Source organism: Undibacterium sp. FW305-107 (assembly GCF_058788535.1).
On record NZ_JBYTAV010000006.1, the window covers coordinates 114,070 to 132,376 of the forward strand.

At 52.9% G+C, this 18,307-nt stretch carries 17 protein-coding genes; 9 read left to right on the forward strand and 8 right to left on the reverse strand.

Annotated features, from left to right (window positions below; genetic code table 11):
* Window position 1 precedes the first annotated feature (1 nt).
* A complete protein-coding gene (locus tag AC3WQT_RS14610; protein WP_492704684.1) occupies window positions 2–1,219 on the reverse strand; it encodes a citrate synthase family protein in 1,218 nt (405 codons plus the stop codon).
* 118 nt (window positions 1,220–1,337) lie between these two features.
* Here AC3WQT_RS14610 and AC3WQT_RS14615 point away from each other — a divergent pair, with 118 nt between their 5' ends.
* Window positions 1,338–2,738 (forward strand): CoA transferase, encoded by a 1,401-nt coding sequence (locus AC3WQT_RS14615; RefSeq protein WP_492704685.1) that lies wholly within the window; start codon window positions 1,338–1,340, stop codon window positions 2,736–2,738.
* A gap of 2 nt (window positions 2,739–2,740) precedes the next feature.
* Here AC3WQT_RS14615 and AC3WQT_RS14620 read toward each other — a convergent pair whose 3' ends face one another.
* The 4 genes from AC3WQT_RS14620 to AC3WQT_RS14635 form a co-directional block, all read right to left on the reverse strand.
* Window positions 2,741–3,490: an alpha/beta fold hydrolase gene (locus tag AC3WQT_RS14620; RefSeq protein WP_492704686.1), complete on the reverse strand. Its 750-nt coding sequence runs from the start codon at window positions 3,488–3,490 to the stop codon at window positions 2,741–2,743.
* A 20-nt stretch (window positions 3,491–3,510) separates the two neighbouring features.
* Window positions 3,511–3,813, reverse strand: a complete 303-nt coding sequence (locus AC3WQT_RS14625) for a hypothetical protein (RefSeq protein ID WP_492704687.1) — start codon at window positions 3,811–3,813, stop codon at window positions 3,511–3,513.
* Between the two features lie 86 nt (window positions 3,814–3,899).
* A complete protein-coding gene (locus tag AC3WQT_RS14630; protein ID WP_492704688.1) occupies window positions 3,900–5,099 on the reverse strand; it encodes an MFS transporter in 1,200 nt (399 codons plus the stop codon).
* A gap of 32 nt (window positions 5,100–5,131) precedes the next feature.
* Complete coding sequence (locus AC3WQT_RS14635) at window positions 5,132–5,776, reverse strand: NAD(P)-dependent oxidoreductase (protein ID WP_492704689.1); 645 nt, start codon at window positions 5,774–5,776, stop codon at window positions 5,132–5,134.
* 144 nt (window positions 5,777–5,920) lie between these two features.
* Between AC3WQT_RS14635 and AC3WQT_RS14640 the strand changes: the two genes are divergently transcribed.
* A complete protein-coding gene (locus AC3WQT_RS14640; RefSeq protein ID WP_492704690.1) occupies window positions 5,921–6,802 on the forward strand; it encodes a LysR family transcriptional regulator in 882 nt (293 codons plus the stop codon).
* 20 nt (window positions 6,803–6,822) lie between these two features.
* Here AC3WQT_RS14640 and AC3WQT_RS14645 read toward each other — a convergent pair whose 3' ends face one another.
* Window positions 6,823–7,500 (reverse strand): DUF1045 domain-containing protein, encoded by a 678-nt coding sequence (locus AC3WQT_RS14645; protein ID WP_492704691.1) that lies wholly within the window; start codon window positions 7,498–7,500, stop codon window positions 6,823–6,825.
* 18 nt (window positions 7,501–7,518) lie between these two features.
* Window positions 7,519–8,406, reverse strand: coding sequence for an amino acid ABC transporter substrate-binding protein (locus AC3WQT_RS14650; RefSeq protein WP_492704692.1), 888 nt, complete (start codon window positions 8,404–8,406; stop codon window positions 7,519–7,521).
* 278 nt (window positions 8,407–8,684) lie between these two features.
* On the opposite strand from AC3WQT_RS14650, the gene AC3WQT_RS14655 reads away from it, so the two are divergent.
* Window positions 8,685–9,857: an alpha-D-ribose 1-methylphosphonate 5-triphosphate diphosphatase gene (locus tag AC3WQT_RS14655; protein WP_492704693.1), complete on the forward strand. Its 1,173-nt coding sequence runs from the start codon at window positions 8,685–8,687 to the stop codon at window positions 9,855–9,857.
* A 2-nt stretch (window positions 9,858–9,859) separates the two neighbouring features.
* Here AC3WQT_RS14655 and AC3WQT_RS14660 read toward each other — a convergent pair whose 3' ends face one another.
* Window positions 9,860–10,693 carry an SIR2 family NAD-dependent protein deacylase gene (locus AC3WQT_RS14660; RefSeq protein WP_492704694.1) on the reverse strand — a complete coding sequence of 278 codons (834 nt, stop codon included), beginning with the start codon at window positions 10,691–10,693 and terminating at the stop codon, window positions 9,860–9,862.
* Window positions 10,694–10,883: 190 nt separating this feature from the next.
* Here AC3WQT_RS14660 and AC3WQT_RS14665 point away from each other — a divergent pair, with 190 nt between their 5' ends.
* The 6 genes from AC3WQT_RS14665 (at window position 10,884) to AC3WQT_RS14690 (ending at window position 18,301) form a co-directional block, all read left to right on the forward strand.
* Entirely contained in the window at window positions 10,884–12,092 is a 1,209-nt protein-coding gene (locus tag AC3WQT_RS14665; RefSeq protein ID WP_492704695.1) for an ABC transporter substrate-binding protein, read from the forward strand.
* A 343-nt stretch (window positions 12,093–12,435) separates the two neighbouring features.
* A complete protein-coding gene (locus AC3WQT_RS14670) occupies window positions 12,436–12,675 on the forward strand; it encodes an acyl carrier protein (protein ID WP_492704696.1) in 240 nt (79 codons plus the stop codon).
* Window position 12,676: 1 nt separating this feature from the next.
* Entirely contained in the window at window positions 12,677–13,852 is a 1,176-nt protein-coding gene (locus AC3WQT_RS14675) for an acyl-CoA dehydrogenase family protein (protein ID WP_492704697.1), read from the forward strand.
* Between the two features lie 11 nt (window positions 13,853–13,863).
* Window positions 13,864–14,775: an amino acid--[acyl-carrier-protein] ligase gene (locus tag AC3WQT_RS14680; protein ID WP_492704698.1), complete on the forward strand. Its 912-nt coding sequence runs from the start codon at window positions 13,864–13,866 to the stop codon at window positions 14,773–14,775.
* Entirely contained in the window at window positions 14,772–15,758 is a 987-nt protein-coding gene (locus AC3WQT_RS14685; RefSeq protein WP_492704699.1) for a DUF1839 family protein, read from the forward strand. The genes AC3WQT_RS14680 and AC3WQT_RS14685 overlap by 4 nt, the downstream gene beginning before the upstream one ends.
* An 8-nt stretch (window positions 15,759–15,766) precedes the next feature.
* Window positions 15,767–18,301 (forward strand): glycoside hydrolase family 2 protein, encoded by a 2,535-nt coding sequence (locus AC3WQT_RS14690; RefSeq protein WP_492704700.1) that lies wholly within the window; start codon window positions 15,767–15,769, stop codon window positions 18,299–18,301.
* The last annotated feature ends 6 nt before the right edge of the window (window positions 18,302–18,307 follow it).

Genomic DNA, 18,307 nt, shown 5'->3' on the forward strand with positions numbered 1-18,307 from the left:
ATCAATCTGACGCAGTGTCAGGGAATTTTCCAACATACCTGGCACGCGGACGTATGAGCTGGCCAGTTTCTACCTGCTCCATGGCATGAGCTATCCAGCCAGCTGTGCGACCCAGTGCAAACAGGATTTGCGCTGCACCAAGCGGCAATTGGCAGGCAATTTCCACGGCGACGAGACCGTAGTCTATGTTCAGTTTTTGACCTGTCAGGTCTTCTGCCATTTCTGCTATTGCAAACAATTTTGCATGTGTGCTTGTGTCCAGCATTTTCATTAACAGCGCACCACGCGGGTCACCTTCAGGATAGAGTGGATGACCAAAACCCGGCAGCCTCGGTGAAAAATGATGGCTGGCATCATGGCTTCGTAGCCGCTTTTCCAGAAAGCTGGCGATGTCATCGGATGGGTTGGCAATCGCGGCGCGCAGCATGCGGCTGACGCGCAGGCTTTCACCGCCATGCTTGGGGCCGGAGAGCGCAGCCAGCCCTGCCACCAAAGCCATGCCCATGTTCGCACCTGCAGAGGTAACGCAACGGACGGTAAATGTTGACACATTCAATTCATGATCAGCGCTGACAACCAGGGCTGCGCGCACCAGTTCTGTTTGTTCCTCATTCAACTGCCATGCTGCAGCAAGCTTTTGATGAAATGGGCGATAGTCGGGTGCTACACCCAATAGCGCCGCTGCCATCAGATGCATCCACAGCATCGCTCTTTGATGAGGATGGATGTCGGGTATTTGTTCAACGGATGTAGCCAGTGCGGGCAATATGCTGATGGCTCTTTCATACGGCGACAGATGTGCAGTCGGGTTCAGCAGTTTTGGCCATAGCGTAATCAATTCAGTCAGACAGGTTTGAGGAAGATCGGGACTTGCATTGCTATCCCACAAAATCCACGCAGCCTGTTCCAGCGTATGTGTGTCTGCCAGTTCAGCTACGGCATGTCCACGATAATACAGCTTGCCGTTTGTTACCTGGGTGATCCTGGATTCAAGTACCGGCACTCCCCAGTCTATCGCTGATTCAGCTGCTCCACCTGCCCGCTTGCTATCGGTATTGCGGGCCAGCAGGCGCAATACTTCTTCCTTTAAATAGCGTTTCGCTCTTTGTCCTTCGTATTGGTGCGATTGCAGCAAGCCACGACTGACGTAGGAATACAAGGTAGGCAGGCTGATGCCTAGCAACTCGGCAGCTTGTCTGGCAGTAAGAGTGTTATCCACGATTAATTTATATTGATAGGCAGAATCAAGATTGACCACAGGGTGATGCAGATTCTAGACTGCAAGCATACACATCAGACCAGATGTGCGCCAGTTTGATTTTACTTTGGAGAACATCATGTCGGCAGCAGCATTATTGGCATCCTTGTGGGAAATGGGCGGTGGCGAACCTGAGGCTTTGCAGCAGGTGACGTTCAGCGGTGATAGTGCGCAATTGCCATCGACATTCCCGGTTGGTGATGTGGCATCTGCCAGCATAGCCGTGCAAGCCCTGATGGCTGCACAACTATGGCAGGCACGCGGTGGCACCGTGCAAAAGGTCACGGTAGACAGACGCCATGCACTCGCCATGTTCAAGAGCGATCGTTACCTCAGCATCAATGGCAAACCTGCCGATGACCCATGGAGCAAGATAGCTGGTTATTACCAGGCGGGCGATGGCCGCTGGATACAATTGCATACCAATTTTCCGCATCATCGTGATGGTGTACTGGCGATCCTGGAATGTGCCGAAGACCGTGCCGCAGTCGCCAAAGCCATTGCTGGCTGGAAAGCGGCTGAGCTGGAACAGGTACTTGCTGATGCAGACATGTGTGCCGCCATGATACGCACAGAGCAGGAGTGGCAGGCTCATCCACAGGCAAAGGCTATTGCTGAATTGCCGCTATTTGAAGTCAGACGGATAGCAGATGGTCCCGTCATACCTATAGGTCAGCAAGGCGGGCAGCGTTCTCTGAATGGTGTGCGTGTACTGGATTTGTCGAGAGTGATTGCCGCTCCTGTAGGCGCACGCACACTGGCACAGCATGGTGCTGACGTATTGGCGATCAGCGCAGCACATCTGCCCAACATCATGCCGCTGGTGCTGGATACTGGCCGTGGTAAGCGTTCGGCACAACTGGATTTACGGAATGCTGATGGACGACAGCAATTGCATGAACTGATACGCGGTGCCGATGTCTTCTTGCAGGCATACCGACCTGGTTCGCTATCCCAATTAGGCTATTCTGCAGAAGACTTATGTGCATCGCAACCCGGCCTGATACACGTCAGCCTCTCGGCTTATGGTCATGTCGGCCCCTGGGCAAACCGGCGCGGTTTTGACAGCCTGGTGCAATCTGCCAGTGGCATTGCCGATGCAGAAGGACGGGCGGCTGGTGGTACTGCACCAGGCAAACTACCTTTCCAGGCACTCGATCATGCGACAGGTTATTTGCTGGCTTACGCGACCATGCTGGCTCTGCAAAAACGCGCTGTTGAAGGCGGCAGCTGGCAAGTCAGGGTGTCGCTGGCACAGACAGGGCGCTGGCTGCAAGCCATGCCGAGACGTGGTTTACATGAAGATGCGGCAGAGTTGCGTTCTGATGAAATCGCCAGTTTTTTGCAGGCATCAAAGTCAGGTTTTGGTGAGATGCAGGCGATTGCGCCAGTAGAAAAAATGAGTTTGACACCCGCACATTTTGCATTGCCAGCCCCGACACTTGGGCAACATGAACCAATTTGGTTATCAAGAGCCTGATCTTAAATTGCGCTCTGGTTCAGCCAGTCATTTAATGTGGCGATAAGGTCGGGTGCTTTTTCCAATGGCGACACATGACCGCAATCTTCGATGATATGCAGTCTGGCATGTGGTAATCCATGCGCCAGTTTCTCTGACTCTGCAAGGCTGCGCATCTGGTCATTTTTGCTGGCGACGACGAGGGAAGGACAAGCAATCTCAGCCAGTTCATGATGGCCATCGGCGCGCACGATGGACAGTTGCTGCAAGAAGACTTGCTTGCCCAGCGCCAGTGACATGGCCTGCAATTGTGCCAGCATGACAGCACCATCCTGACGCTCAGGATGCAGGGCGCGGCGCAGGGCTGTCATGGTCTGGCCCTTGTAGGGATAGTGTTCCAGCAGCTTGATTTGCTGGCGATTCTTGTTATCTTCATCTGCTGTGCTGGCGCGTGCTGAAGTGTTCAGCAAGACCAGGCCATTTATAGCTTTATCTCCCGTTTTGTTTTTTTGAAACGCGAGCCATGCCAGATGACGCGCCACATAACCACCCAGGGAGAAGCCGATGATGATGACATTCTCTGGCAATACTTGAAGCAGGCGTGCGGCCATATCCTCTATATTATTTCCCTGATTCAGATCGGCGAAATGCACCTGTCCCAGTTGCTCCAGTCCGGGCAGCATGAACTTCCATAAACTGGCATCACACATGAAGCCGGGGATGAGCAGGAACTGTCGTGCTGGTCTGGTATCAGCGAATGTGGATTCTGGCATGCGATTTAATGATGGGTGGTTTACTTCTTTTTGATGTTTTGCAAAAGACTGCTGACTTGCTGGCTCAGTGGGATGTCATGCTGGCGCAATAACTGCACATGCAGGACCAGGTTTTCCAGCACCAGCTTTGCTGCGACTGCCAGCAAGGTGACTTGTCTGTCTTCATTGCTGAAATTTTCCATTGCATCAGCCATGTCGCACAAATGCTGGGCAGTGATGGCGCGCAACTCATCTTCTTCGAAGGGCAGGTCAGCAAAATCTATCGGGTCTTCCTGCTCCACTTCCTTCATCAGTTCTTGCAGTTGTTCTGGTGTGATGGACATGTGCACCTCTGAAAATAGTGAACCTGACTTAATGCCATTTCCCTGTTCTCATTCTAGCCTGCTTTTGAGGTTGCTGAATACTGGCTTTATTTTTTGATCGAAAGACCAAAGACAACCAGTCCACCCAGTGCCAGCAATGCACCCAGCCAGCCGGTTGAAGTCCAGCCGTATCCCATCGTGATGACTGCGCCACCCAGCCAGGCACCGAGTGCATTGGCGACATTGAATGCAGAATGATTCAGGGCAGCAGCCAGGGTCTGTGCATCACCTGCCACATCCATTAAACGTATCTGTAAGGCAGGGCCTATGGCGACCAGGGTGCCTAGCAAAAATACCCAGACGATTGCTGATATTGTGTAGCTCATCGCGAAAGTAACACCACCTAAAACCACAGCATTCCACAGCAGCAGGACAGCAATAGAACGCAGCAGATTTTTGTCTGCCAGGCGCGCACCCAGCATGCTGCCGAACACCATGCCCACACCAAACAGTGACAGTATCAAAGGAATGACGCCAGCAGACATGTGGGTGACTTCAGTGAGTATGGGTTTGATGTAGCTGAACACGGCAAACATGCCACCAAATCCCACCGCACCTATGCCCAGTGTCAACCAGACCTGCTTGTTGGCCAGTGCATCCAGTTCACTTCTGGGGCTTGCGTTCTTATTTGCGTCTTTCATTGCGGGCACATCAGGCACAGCGAAATATACCGCCACGCCGCTGAGCATAGCCAGGGAGGCGACAAAAACATAAGCCGCCTGCCAGCCCCATGTTTGCCCCAGCCAGGTTGCGGCAGGTACGCCAAGCAGGGTAGAGCTGGTCAGGCCCAAAATGACTAGTCCCACCGCCGTGGCGCGTTTTTGTGGAGCCACCATATTGGCGGCGACCAGCGTGGCGACACCAAAGTAAGCACCGTGCGGCAGGCCAGCGATAAAGCGCACGATATTCAGCGACAGGAAGTCGGTAGTCAGCGTCCCGGCAAAATTTCCTGCTGCGAACAGCAATATGAGCGCGATCAGCAAAGTCCTGCGCGGCCAGCTGGCTGTCAACACGGTAAACATGGGGGCACCGATGACCACACCAAAGGCATAGGCGCTGACGACATGGCCAGCCTCTGGTATGGATACAGCAAGATCTTGTGCCACTTCTGGCAGCAAGCCCATCATGGCAAATTCACCTGTGCCTATCGCAAATGCACCGAGACCCAGCGCAGTGACGGCATATAAAAATTTGCGCTGGGTATTATCAGCAGCTTTGACATTTGCTGATGCTGTTGTGGTCGTCATTGCATTGGGCATGATGGGCAATCAGAGAGAAATTAATTGGCAACGGTAAAGCGCTTCTGGATATGCTTGGGCGTTTCCAGTTCATCTACGATAGCGACAGCCAGATCCTGCACAGAAATGCCCGCTGGTGCCTCACCAACGCCGGGCAGCAGATTGTCTGCACCAACCCGGTATTGGCCGCTGCGCTCACCAGGTGCCAGACCTATCGGTGGCGACAGGAAGCTCCATTCCAGTGTGTCTTCTTTCTTGATCAGATTCAGGGCTTCCCTGGCTGCCAGTGCGCCTTGTTTGTATTCGGCAGGGAATTCAGGTACATCCACCAGTTGCACGCCAGGTGCGACGAACAGGCTACCAGCACCACCAACCACCAGCAGACGTTTGACACCTGCCTGCTTGATGCCAGTAAAGATGGCTTGCGTACCCTGCAGGAACAGATCATGGATTTGCGCTTCGCCCCAGCCCGGGTTGTAGGCGCTGACCACGGCATCTTGTCCAGCCACGGCGTGTGCGACCTGTGCGGCATCCAGAACATCTGCCTTTACCACCGTAAGACCGGCTTGCGCTGCTACTTTGGATGGGTTACGTGCCAGCACGGTGACTTCATGTCCACGGCTTAGCAGTTCGGTCAATACGGGTGTGCCTACAAAACCGGTGCCGCCAATTAATGCGATTTTCATTTGAAACTCCTTTGTGAAGGTAATAGTGATTGTGCTTGGATTGTGAGATATAGTTTGAATGCTTAATGATTTCTTGAATAGACAGTAAAAATCACTAACACTGTGAAGCTGTACTAATAAATTGAAGGTTTATCTGGAGTGAAGATGGAACAGTACAAGCGCATGGCCTTATTCGCCGAGGTCGTCACGGCAGGCTCTCTGACAAGCGCTGCCCGCAAGCTGGGCATGACGCCATCTGCTGTCAGCCAGCATTTGCGGGCGCTGGAATCTGACCTTGGTTTATCCTTGTTGCATCGTTCAACGCGCAAACTGACGCTGACAGAAGCAGGTGCGCGTTATTTTGAGGGTTGTGCCGCCATGGTAGCTGCCGCCCGTTCTGCCGAGCAGGCGCTGGCCCGCCACAGGGATGAGCCGCAGGGTGAATTGCGCATCGCTGCACCCATAGGCTTTGGTGGCATGCTGGCGCAAGCCTTGGCGCCATTGCAAAAATATCCCAAGCTGAGTTTGTGCCTGCTGGTGGATGATGCCGTGGTTGACCTGATTGATGAGCGCATAGACATTGCGTTGCGGGTGGGTAATTTGCCTGACTCCAGCCTGGTGGCACGCAAACTGGGCAGTATGCCTGCCCAGCTATGTGCAGCACCGTCCTACCTGAATGAGCATGGCTGGCCGCAACATCCCCAGGATCTGGAGCACCATGTCTGGTTGGGTGGCGCTACTACGCGCGCCCTGCGCTTGACTGGGCCAGATAAGATCGTTACGGATGTGAAGGTGCCAGTCAGGGTAAGGGCAACTCAAGTCACGGCCCTGCATGCACTGTGTCTTGCAGGCTGGGGTATCAGTGTCGCGGTGAGTGAAGATGATCACAAAGCCCTGGCTAATGGCAACCTGGCTCCGGTCTTGCCTGACTGGAAGCTGCCAGATATGGTCTTGCATGCGATTACTCCGCGCCGTGACGAACAGCCGGCCAAGGTACGCCATGCTTTGGCTTTACTCGCAGATCATGTCGCCAATTATGTAGCCTGAAGAGTGCTGGGCTAAGTGATTCAGTGGAACGAAATGCGCTCCAGCAACTCAAAATCTGCACCAGCCTGATGTTCGACAAACAAGGAAATGCTGTTGATGATTAAGGGTTCTGATAAGTTGAAATACTGGATGGCGGCATCATGCAGGCTATCTGCAATTGCCCCTGCATCCAGTCTGTCAGTCAGCGTCATATGGAAGCGGAATTCTTCTGCTGTATAAGGGTAACCCCATTCCAGCAGCAAGTCGTTTTGGCGGGGGCTTAAGGGTACTTGCTGGCGACGTACCAGTTCAGCTTCACTCATGGCTGCGCGGAAATGATCAAAGTGGCTGACGCAGGCAAAGGCAAATTCGTTCAGTGCAGTCTGGTCACCAGTCGGGCGTAAGGCCAGGAATTTTCCCATCCATTGCACCTGTGGAGCCAGTATCTGGATATGGGTTTGCCGGGAGCAAAATTTTTGCAAGGCCAGACGCAAGTCAGCCTCAGTCTGGCCATCAACAAGCTGGAAAGGTGCTTTCAGGGTGGCATGAAAACCATAGCGGCGCGCATCGCTGGTCAGTTGCCCTTGCAAGCCTGCATCCAGCCCGGCAATGGCTGGCTGTGGCAGTAACTGGCCGCTGGCTGCATCGCGGCCAAGCCAGTTACTTCCTTGCTGCCACCATTCACCGTCAGGGGCGAAGTACAGGGCATATCTTGTCATGCCGATTTTTACCGCAGATTAGTCAGCAACCTGGTCCGTAGGGAAGCGCAAGGAATCCCTGAGCAAGAAGCCCATGGACATATTCATGTTGACGTTCTTTGGGGGTATTGGTTTGGTAAACCACTTTTCGTAAATACGGTAGATTTCATTCTCATGAATGAGCCTGAGCATCTCGTTATCGACGATTTTCTTGAAGCCGGGATCATCCTTGCGCATCATGATGGAGTAGGGCTCTATTGACAACGGGTCGCCGACGATGGCGAAAGATGCCGGTGACTTGGATTCTGCCCTCAGGCTGTACAGCAATACATCATCCATGGGGAAGGCATCTGCCTTGCCTTCTTCCACCATCTTGAATGAATCCTGGTCGCTGTTACCTTCTACCAGTTTGATGTTCAGTGAGCTGGTGTCATTCCTGTCATTGAGCAGTTTGACCGTAGTCGTGCTCTTGGTGGTGACAACAGTACGATTGCGCAGTTGTGGCCAGTTTTTGATACCGCTGTCTGCTTTGACCAGGGCGCGTACGCTGGAAAAGAAATGCGGGATGGTAAACGCAACTTTTTTGCGTCTTTCAGCATTATTGGTAGTGCTGCCGCATTCCAGGTCTATCTTGTCTTCCAGCAGGGCAGTGAAACGGGTGGTAGAGTCAACAGAATAAAACTGTATCTTCATGGCCGGCATCTTCAGTTCTTTTTTGATGGCATCTGCCACTTTCATACAGAGATCGACAGAGTAGCCGAGAGGCTGCTTGTTTTCGTCTGTGTAAGAAAATGGTGCAGTTTCACGGATACCTATCACCAGGGTCTGGGTTTTGCGTATTTTGCCTAAGGTATCGCCAGCTTGTGCCAGTAGAGGCAGGGCCAGGCACATCATGGCGGTCAAGCCACCAATTGCTTTTCGCATCATATTTTCCACCCGTTATTTTGTGATTAACATCGTGAGATCAGGCCTTTTTTACTAGTCGACTCTAACAGTCATGGTACAAGACAATGTATGAAATTGAAGCGCATCCGCTAAACAAGATTTAGTAAAAAAGGTAAAATTATATTGCGCAAATGTGATGTTTAAGCTAACAAGATATATTCTTGGCATGCGTTACTGGCAAGCTTGCCAGTATCTTTGCCTTGCTGGCTCATTGGCAAAATCATGCTAAGGTGGCGGTATCCACACAGCTTTTCATTGACATGAATTTCGCATCTGACTCCAGTTTAAATTCCAGGCCATTGTTAACAATACGCAACGTCCGCATTGTCAGCGCTGACAGTGTGTTTTCCGGTTCCATGGTCGTCACTCATGGCAAGATCAGCGACCTGGCTGATGGAGCAGCCGGGTTGGCAGGTGAAGACTGGCAGGGGGATTATTTACTGCCCGGCCTGGTTGAAGTGCATACCGATAATCTGGAAAAACACCTCATGCCGCGCCCCAAGGTGCACTGGCCAGTCATGCCAGCCATACTGGCACACGATGCGCAAATCGCTGCAGCTGGCATTACCACAGTGCTGGATGCGATAGCGGTGGGTGATATTGACCCTGATAGTGTGCGCATGCAAACCCTGAACCCTTGTGTCGCTGGCTTGCGCACTGCAGAACAGGCTGGTTTATTACGCGCCGAACATTTCCTGCATATGCGTCTGGAGTTGGCAGAGCCAGATCTGCTACACCTTTTCTCTCCCTTCCTGCAGGATGAGAGACTCAAGCTGGTATCGCTGATGGACCATACGCCTGGCCAGCGCCAGTGGACAGACCTGGCGCACTACCGCGTCTATGTCACAGGCAAGCGCGGCTGGAGTGAACAAAAAGTCGACAAGATGCTGGATATCTTGCTGGAACGCCAGCAACGTCATGTGGCGACAAACCGCCAGCTCGTCATACAACAATGCCAGCAACACGCGCATCCTATCCCGCTGGCTTCGCATGATGATACGACTGCAGAGCATGTGCATGAAGGCGTAGCTGATGGTGTCAGTATTTCTGAGTTTCCGACCAGCTTGCTGGCTGCGCAGATGGCGAGGCAGCAGGGTCTGGCCATCGTCATGGGCGCACCCAACCGCGTGCGCGGTGGCTCGCATTCTGGCAATGTCTCGGCCAGTGAACTGGCCAGGCATGATTTGCTGGACATCCTTTCTTCTGACTATGTGCCAGCGAGCCTGTTGCAGGCCGCCTTCATGTTGCAGGAAGATGGCTATGACTTGCCCAAGGCAATCGCCACCGTCAGCAAGGCACCGGCCCGGGCCTTGGGTTTGCATGACAGGGGTGAAATTGCAGTAGGCCTGAAGGCAGATTTTATCCGCGTGCGCATGCTCGACAAGTTGCCGGTAGTGATCGCAGCATGGCGCGATGGCAGGCAAATCGTCTGAGTTTATTTCTCCAGCACGGCCTGTATCGCACCAAGTGCCTCTAGTGCGCCCATGGCCAGCCCCACGTCCTGGGCATAGGGCACTTGCGGCTCACGCAGGTTGATGCGCAGCAGGTGACCACCGAAATGCGCATTCATGCGCTGGCTGAAATTGCGTACGCTGGGCACGGCAGTACCCGCTCCCAGTTCTATCACCAAAGGGCGGCGGACTTTGCTTAACCACTGCGCCTGACGTTCCGCCTGTTGCTGCTGTCTTTGAGAATTCCAGTCTGCATCATCAAACATCAGGATATTTGGCCTCGCCATGCCACCGCAATGCGGGCAGGTCGGCGCGCTATTCATGAGCTGGCAATTGATCTCATCGACTTCAGGCACGAAATGTTCTGCCTGCCAGATACTGTCACGACAAGGTAACAGGCACTGCAGATAATGGATGGAACCATGGCATTCATGGATCAGCGCAGGGTCTATACCCGCTTGCTGAAAATGCCCGTCTACATTGCTGGTATATACACTCAGGCCGTGGGTTTTGGATGTGCCCCATTGCCTGAGTATGTCAAAACCTGCATGTGGCTGGATTTTGCGGTAAAGCGCCAGCCTGTGCCCATAAAACCCCCATGCCTGCTTTGGGCGACGACGGAAAGCTGCCGGGTTGGCTATTTCATAAAATGGGATGGCTTCCTGCCCTAGCGCCGGATAGGCTTTCCAAAAGCCTTCGCTGCCACGAAAGTCAGGCAAACCAGAGTCCACGCCCATGCCTGCCCCAGCCGCAATCACCAGGCTGTCTGCCTGGTTGATGAGCTCTGCTGCCTGATGTATCAGATGGGCGGGATGCATGTTCAGCCCTTGGGGCGTCCTTAAATTAGTGGCAATGTTGTATGCGGGTCTGCATAACTGTGCCATTTATAATAATTTCAGGCAAGTCTGCTATAAAAATGTAAGTAAGCGTGAAAATCCCAGCCTGAACAGGCTAAGCTGATGCAAACTATTGCCAATAAATAATAATTTACATCCTGGAGACCAAGGTATGCGTACTATTTCTGCACTCATTGCCGGACTTTTTCTGACGCTGGCTTTACCCCTGACTTCCCATGCTGACGAAGCGCCTATACGCATAGGTATCATAGGTCCGTTTACCGGTAAGTCTTCCACCGATATGGGGGAGAGCATACGCGGGGGCGCCAGGGTATTTTTGCAAGACATCAACCAGATCGGTGGCGTCATGGGGCGGCGCATAGAACTGGTCGAACGTGACGACCAGGCCAAGCCCGAAGTCGGTGCAGCCATGGCAAAAGAACTGGTGGAAAAAGAAAAGGTCGTCGCTGTTATCGGCTTTGCCAATACCGGCGTGGTTTTGCAGGCCGCCAAGGTTTTCCAGGAAAGTAAAAAACCACTGATCATCAGTGCTGCCACCGGTGCTGCCGTGACCAAGCAATTCATGCCACCAGCTATCCCTGACAGTTATGTATTTCGTCTGGCCGGTAGCGATAATTTGCAGCCCTCAGTGATCCTGGCAGACGTCATCGACAAGCGCAAACTGACGCAAATCGCCATCCTGCATGATGAAAGTCCTTACGGCACTTATGGCAAGGAAAATTTGCTGGCTGAATTGCAGAACCGTAAACTCAATCCCGTCGCCGTCGAGAGTTTCAAAGTCGGCGATCAGGATATGACTGCGCAATTGAGCAAGGCCAAGCAGGCGGGTGCACAAGTGGTGATCCTGTATTGCCTGAGCTCAGAAGCCGCCATGGTTGCCAATGGCATGAGCAAGCTAAAATTCAATGTGCCACTGACAGGTTCCTGGACCTTGTCGCAACGCAGCTTTGCTGACCTCGCTGGTAATAATGCCGAAGGCGCGCGCATGCCTGTGACTTTCATAGAAAATGATGCAAGTAACCGCAGCAATGAATTCGTGCTCAACTACTTTCGCATAAATAATGTTAAATCCATTCCCTCGGCGGTGTCGGCAGCACAGACCTATGATGCCCTCAGAATGCTGACTTTGGCACTCATGCAGGCTAACACCACAGATGGTGAAAAGATCAAACTGGCGCTGGAAGACATGAAATATGACACCACATCCACCGTCATCTCACGCTATAAAAAACCCTTCTCAAAAACGGACCATGAGGCAGTAGCACGTAACATGCTTTTCATAGGAGAAATCAGGCGTGGCAAGGTCACTTATGCGTATAAGGAAGATGCCAATAACAGTCTGATCTTGCGCACCAAATAAGTCAGATTTCCTGTAATTTTTCTTCAAATATTGACTTCAAATTGATCTGTCTGTCCCACCCTTCATATGCAGGTGGGACGGATGGTTTTCAGCGCTGGGCTCCCCGTATTTTCTTTCTTCTTGGCAAGTAAAACGTAACCAAATTTAACTTCGATTTCATAGGCATTCAGCTATCCTGTTAACTTTAAGGCATGCTTGCGTGCGCTTGTTGAGGCCATGTTGTGGAGCGTTAGCCGCGGTTTTTTCCTCTGCACCCGGCATGCCATTCAAATGTATTTGCGACCTGTTTGCGAATTATTTTTGAATAAAAATTTGTCTGCCAAAAAAGATAAGAAAGGCCACTATGAGCAAAGAACAGATACGTCAGGTCCTGAAGGAGCATGGTAAATTTTCTGCCAACATTGATGTCCTGGCCGAAGATGCTGACTTGTATGAAGCTGGTATGACATCGCATGCGAGTGTCAATGTCATGCTGGCCCTGGAAGATGCTTTTGATCTGGAATTCCCAGACCGTATGCTGAAACGCAGCGTGTTTGAAAGCATCAATGCTATCCACGCAGCGATAGAAGAATTGACGGCATGATATGGATACCTCAGCTACTCCCTCTCCCATGATATTGGCAGCCAGCCTGGTTGCCAAAGAATTTGCCGCGCCCCATGCCAATGCAGTAGATCATGAAGCACGCTTCCCCATCGAAGCTGTGGCTGCGCTCAAGCGAGAGAAATTGCTGAGTGCCTATGTGCCTGTGGCGCTCGGTGGTGCCGGAGTGAGCCTGAGTGAACTGGTGGAAATCGTTGAAACACTGGCGCGTGAATGCGCATCAACAGCGATGATCTATGCCATGCACCAGATACAGGTGATCAGCATAGTCCGGCATGCCATGGATAATCCCTGGTATCAGAATTATTTGCGCGAACTGGTCGAACATCAATATCTGATTGCTTCGGTGACTTCTGAAGTTGGTGTCGGTGGTGAAATGCGCCGTAGTAATTGTGCAGTGGAAGTGAATGGACAGCGCTTCAAGCTGGTCAAGGATGCGACGACGATTTCTTATGGTGCACAGGCCGATGATTTACTGGTGACTGCCAGACGCAATCCCGATGCCGCGCACAGTGATCAGTCATTGATACTGGTGCGCAAGGCCGATTACACGCTGGAGCAAAAAGGTGGCTGGGACACCATGGGCATGCGTGGCACTTGCAGCCCTCCCTTCCTCATGACTTCTACTGGTGATGTGGCGCAGATCATTGATGTGCCATTTGGCGACATGTCGGCGCAAACCGTGGTGCCGGTATCGCATCTGCTCTGGGGTGGTTGCTGGATGGGATGTGCCGCAGCTGCTGTCAACAAAGCCAGGGCTTTTGTGCGTGGTCAGGCCCGTGCCAATCCAGGTGTTGTGCCACCAACAGCCCTGCGTCTGGCAGAACTGGTCAGCATGATGCAAAGCATGCGTACTTCGGTGCAAGCCTGCCTGACTGAATATGAAGCCTTGTCAGCAGCAGATGATGCTGCGGTCGGTACTCTGACTTCCATGGGCTATTCACTGAAGATGAATAACCTGAAGATAGATGCAACCCAGGCCCTGCCGCAAATCGTGACCAAGGCTTTATCCATCTGCGGCATCCTTGGCTATAAAAACGACAGCAAGTTCAGCATGAGCCGCCACCTTCGGGACGCACATTCAGCCGCCATCATGGTCGGCAATGACCGCATCCTGGCTACCAATGCCAATTTGCTGCTGGTACTTAAAGACGACTAGGAAGGACACCCATGTCTATCGATTTTTCTCCTGAGGGCCTGACCGACGATCTGGTCGCCGCCGGTCATATCATCCCCGTTGGCGTGCAGGGCATTTTTGGCCGTGGTCCGGTGTTTGAAGATGTGCTGCGTCGTTTTGATGACTATGTCAGCCGGGTGGCCGCCAATGATGGTGCGGTCAGAATGTCTTTCCCGCCTTGCCTGGACCGCAAGGTGCTGGAACGCAGCGAATACCTGGATTCTTTCCCGCAACTGGCCGGTACCATCTTCAGCTTCACTGGCAATGAAGCACAGCATAAAGAACTCATGGAAAACGTCCATGAAGGCCGCCCATGGACGCATCTGCAAACCATGACAGCAGTGTGTCTTACGCCTGCTGCCTGCTATCCGGTCTACCCCAGCTTCACTGGCACTGTTCCTGCCGAGGGACGTTTGGTGGATATGCAAAACTGGGTATTCAGGAATGAGCCTTCGCCAGAGCCTACCCGTATGCAATCTTTTCGCGTGCGTGAATTTGTCCGTGTCGGTACACCTGACATGGTAGTTGCCTGGCGCGATATCTGGTTACAGCGCGGCCTCGATATTTTAAAGTCCCTGGGTTTGCCTGCGCATTCAGACGTTGCTTCTGACCCTTTCTTTGGCCGCGGTGGCCGTATGCTGGCCGCCAACCAGCGTGAGCAGCAATTGAAGTTTGAAGTATTGGTGCCAGTGATATCCGAAGCCAAGCCGACGGCGGTTTGTTCCTTCAATTATCACCAGGATCATTTCGGCAAGCTGTTTGATATTTACCAGCAAAACGGTGAGCTGGCGCATACCGCCTGTCTGGGCTTTGGCCTGGAACGCATCGTCATGGCCTTGTTCAAGACGCATGGCATGCAGCCAGAGAACTGGCCTCAGACCACCCGCGACGTATTGTGGTCATGAGTCTGCACGCGTTAAAGCCGATTATTGCCAGCGACTATCTGCCGCATACCCTGCATGGCGCTGACCGCGCCTGGGCAGAAACCAATTGCTACATCGATGTCTGGATAGAAGTCTTGCATGCGCAAGGCTTGAACCCGCTGGCATGCCTGCCGATGGTCTTTGCCAATGATTTTGACGGTGACCAGTGGACTTTCTACAAGCCACCGCATGAAGACTTGTTTGTCCTGTATGGCATCGATGTGCAAGAACTTAATGTCTGGCGTGGCCTGCTCAGCAATGCCACAGTCCAGCTTGGGCGCGGCCGCCTGGTGCTGACCGAAACAGATTCATTTTACCTGCCCGATACGGCAGGCACAGACTACCGCACGAATCACGTCAAGACCACGATAGCCATACAGGAAATCGACCTTGAGCAGCGCAAGCTAGGTTACTTCCATAACAGCAGCTACCATGAATTGCGGGGCGAAGATTTTCTCGAGACCTTCAGGATAGGCAAGCCGCACGACCCTGGCTTCATGCCCCTGTTTGCCGAGTTCGTGCGCCTCGATCATGTGCAGAAAAAAACAGATGCAGAACTGGCGGCGATCTCTCTGCCGCTCTTGCGCAAATACCTGGACAGACGCCCGCGCAGTAATCCTGTCAGTCTGTTCCTGCCGGTATTTGTTCGCGATGTAGAGCAATTGAAAGAAGAGGGTATGGCGGCCTATCATGCCTATGCCTTTGCCTGCCTGCGTCAACTGGGCGCAGGCTTTAGCCTGGGTGCGCATTATCTGCGCTGGCTGCAACAGCATCAGGTCTTGCAGTTTGAGCAGGCAGCGGCAGAATTTGATGCTATTTCCGAAGTCACTAAAACCCTGTTGCTGAAAACCGCCAGAGCCGTCATGGGGAAAAAGCCTGTAGATCTGGCACCGCTGGTGGAACAACTGGCCAAGCACTGGCAGCAAGGCATGGCAGCGCTTGATAACAGCCTGGCTGGGCGGTGAGTGCATCCATGACAGACCGGATACTCATTCCTCTGACTGCTGATTGGCGAGCTGTACAAGTGGCTGGCGGCAGTGCGATTTTGCCTTCTGGCTTGTCCTCTGGATTACTCGCGCAAATTCCAGCGCAAGTGCCAGGCACCATCGCCAGCGCACTACGTGCGGCTGGGCAGTTTGAATATGGCAAAGACAATTTCGATGAGGCCGATGTCTGGTATTTCTGTGAACTGGATTTGCCTGACAATGCTGCCCGCCTTCATTTCGAAGGTCTGGCGACGCATGCTGAAGTTTACTGGAATGACAGCCTCATCTTGCGCAGCGAGAACATGTTTATCGCACACAGCCTTGACCTGGCTGCGCTTGCCATCAATGGCAAGGGACGCTTGAGCCTGCGCTTCCTGGCGATGAACACACAACTGGCGCAACGCCGCCCGCGCCCGCGCTGGAAAACCCGTCTGGTCGAGCAACAGCAATTGCGCTGGATGCGTACCAGTTTATTGGGCCGCATGCCGGGCTGGTCACCACCGGTAGCCCCGGTTGGGCCTTATAGACCCGTCATGCTGGAATTACAAAGCCAATTCCGCATCATCGCTAAAAACATCAGTGGCAAACTTGATGGTGCTGATGGCGTGCTGGAAGTTGAATTGACGATACAGAGCCTGCAAGCCATCTCTTCCTGTTCCATCAGAATTGGCGAGTACGATTTCGTACTGAATTGGCAAAGCCTGGGTGAAAACCAATACCGTGTTCTTGGCCTCTGCCGCATCGCAGAAGTCAAAAAATGGTGGCCGCATACGCATGGTGATGCAGCACTGTATATGCTGGAATTGCATATCGCGTCTGCCGGGCATACGCAGACTATTGATCTTGGTCATACTGGTTTCCGTCAGATACGGGTGGATCAGAGTGACGGCGATTTCAATTTGCATGTGAATGATGTTCCCGTATTCTGTCGTGGTGCCTGCTGGACGCCAGCGGATGCAATTTCATTGCAAAATGAAGCCGCCGACCTGCGCCAGATGCTGACACTGGCGCGCGATGCTGGCATGAACATGCTGCGTGTGATTGGCACCATGGTGTATGAGACCACGGAGTTTTATCAGCTATGTGATGAGCTTGGTATTCTGGTCTGGCAAGATTGCATGTTTGCAAATATGGATTACCCTGTGAATGATGGCGCATTTGCCGCCAGTATCACGACAGAAGTGCTGCAATTCTTGCAGCGTACACAGCACTCTCCGTGCATTGCCGTTGTTTGCGGCAATAGCGAAGTGGAACAACAGGCTGCCATGTTGGGTCAGCCGGCAGAACTCTGGCGTAATGATTTTTTTGGACATACCCTGCCCGGACTTTGCCAGCAATACAGACCTGACATACAGTATTGGCCCTCCAGCCCCAGCGGCGGCATCATGCCTTTCCAGCTCGATAATGGTGTTGCCCATTATTTTGGTGTCGGTGCTTATCTGCGACCACTCGACGATGCTCGCCGCAGCGCCATACGCTTTACCTCGGAATGTCTGGGTTTCTCGAATATGCCCGACGATGACCTTATCGACTGCATGCTCAAGAATGGCGAAACACCAGGCCCGCATCCAGCGTGGAAACTGGGCGTACCGCGTGACAATGGCACCGGCTGGGATTTTGAAGACGTGCGTGATCATTATATGACGGAGCTGTATAGAGTAAATCCTGCCAGCCTGCGTTATGCTGACCGTGAACATTACCTGTCACTGGCACGCACGACGACTGGTGAAGTCATGGCGAAAACGATCGCTGAATGGCGGCGTGCTGGCTCTGCCTGCCATGGTGCACTGATCTGGTTCTGGCGGGATCTGCGGCCAGGCGCAGGCTGGGGCATTCTTGACGCGCATGGCAAACCCAAGGCGGTCTATTATTATCTGAAGCGTACCATGGCGGCGCTGACCGTGTTCATCACCGACGAAGGCTTGAATGGCCTGGCTCTGCATGTCATCAATGACGGGCCACAGGCATTTGATGGTGAACTGGAACTGAATCTCTACCGTCATGCAGAAACCCGTGTTGCGCATGGCCGTATTGCCGTGCAAGTAGCCGCACACACGGCAATCAAAGTGCAGGACTATGCGCTTTTACCGCATTTCATTGATACCAGTTATGCCTATCGATTCGGGCCAGCCGGGCATGATGTAGTGCAGGCCGTTTTGTATAGTCCAGGGCAGGCACAGGTCATTGCCACAGATTTTCATTTCCCGCTTGGTCATCAATTTGATCAGCAGGCGGATGTGGGTTTGCGTGCACAGTGCAGCCAGGATGCTGATGGTAATCACCTGCTGCATCTGAGTACGCAAAAGCTGGCGCAGGCTGTTTCCATACAAATTCCCGGCCTGCTGCCTGAAGATAATTATTTTCATATGGCACCCGGCAGCAGCAGGCAAGTACGACTGTCCGTCATACATGAGAAGTCCATCAGATCTGGCCATGTGCAGGCACAAAATGCGCAGGGCAGTGTCAGGGCGACGGTGGAAAGCAGCACAGCAACTAGCGTAGTAACTAGCGTAGTAACTTAGCGGGGC

Bases quoted from the DNA above. Each gene is read 5' to 3' on its own strand.
- AC3WQT_RS14615 (WP_492704685.1), top strand. From the start codon at position 1,338: ATGTCGGCAGCAGCATTATTGGCATCCTTGTGGGAAATGGGCGGTGGC.
- AC3WQT_RS14620 (WP_492704686.1), bottom strand. From the start codon at position 3,490: ATGCCAGAATCCACATTCGCTGATACCAGACCAGCACGACAGTTCCTG.
- AC3WQT_RS14625 (WP_492704687.1), bottom strand. From the start codon at position 3,813: ATGTCCATCACACCAGAACAACTGCAAGAACTGATGAAGGAAGTGGAG.
- AC3WQT_RS14630 (WP_492704688.1), bottom strand. From the start codon at position 5,099: ATGACGACCACAACAGCATCAGCAAATGTCAAAGCTGCTGATAATACC.
- AC3WQT_RS14635 (WP_492704689.1), bottom strand. From the start codon at position 5,776: ATGAAAATCGCATTAATTGGCGGCACCGGTTTTGTAGGCACACCCGTA.
- AC3WQT_RS14675 (WP_492704697.1), top strand. From the start codon at position 12,677: ATGGATACCTCAGCTACTCCCTCTCCCATGATATTGGCAGCCAGCCTG.
- AC3WQT_RS14645 (WP_492704691.1), bottom strand. From the start codon at position 7,500: ATGACAAGATATGCCCTGTACTTCGCCCCTGACGGTGAATGGTGGCAG.
- AC3WQT_RS14665 (WP_492704695.1), top strand. From the start codon at position 10,884: ATGCGTACTATTTCTGCACTCATTGCCGGACTTTTTCTGACGCTGGCT.
- AC3WQT_RS14670 (WP_492704696.1), top strand. From the start codon at position 12,436: ATGAGCAAAGAACAGATACGTCAGGTCCTGAAGGAGCATGGTAAATTT.
- AC3WQT_RS14660 (WP_492704694.1), bottom strand. From the start codon at position 10,693: ATGCATCCCGCCCATCTGATACATCAGGCAGCAGAGCTCATCAACCAG.
- AC3WQT_RS14655 (WP_492704693.1), top strand. From the start codon at position 8,685: ATGAATTTCGCATCTGACTCCAGTTTAAATTCCAGGCCATTGTTAACA.
- AC3WQT_RS14690 (WP_492704700.1), top strand. From the start codon at position 15,767: ATGACAGACCGGATACTCATTCCTCTGACTGCTGATTGGCGAGCTGTA.
- AC3WQT_RS14680 (WP_492704698.1), top strand. From the start codon at position 13,864: ATGTCTATCGATTTTTCTCCTGAGGGCCTGACCGACGATCTGGTCGCC.
- AC3WQT_RS14640 (WP_492704690.1), top strand. From the start codon at position 5,921: ATGGAACAGTACAAGCGCATGGCCTTATTCGCCGAGGTCGTCACGGCA.
- AC3WQT_RS14685 (WP_492704699.1), top strand. From the start codon at position 14,772: ATGAGTCTGCACGCGTTAAAGCCGATTATTGCCAGCGACTATCTGCCG.
- AC3WQT_RS14650 (WP_492704692.1), bottom strand. From the start codon at position 8,406: ATGATGCGAAAAGCAATTGGTGGCTTGACCGCCATGATGTGCCTGGCC.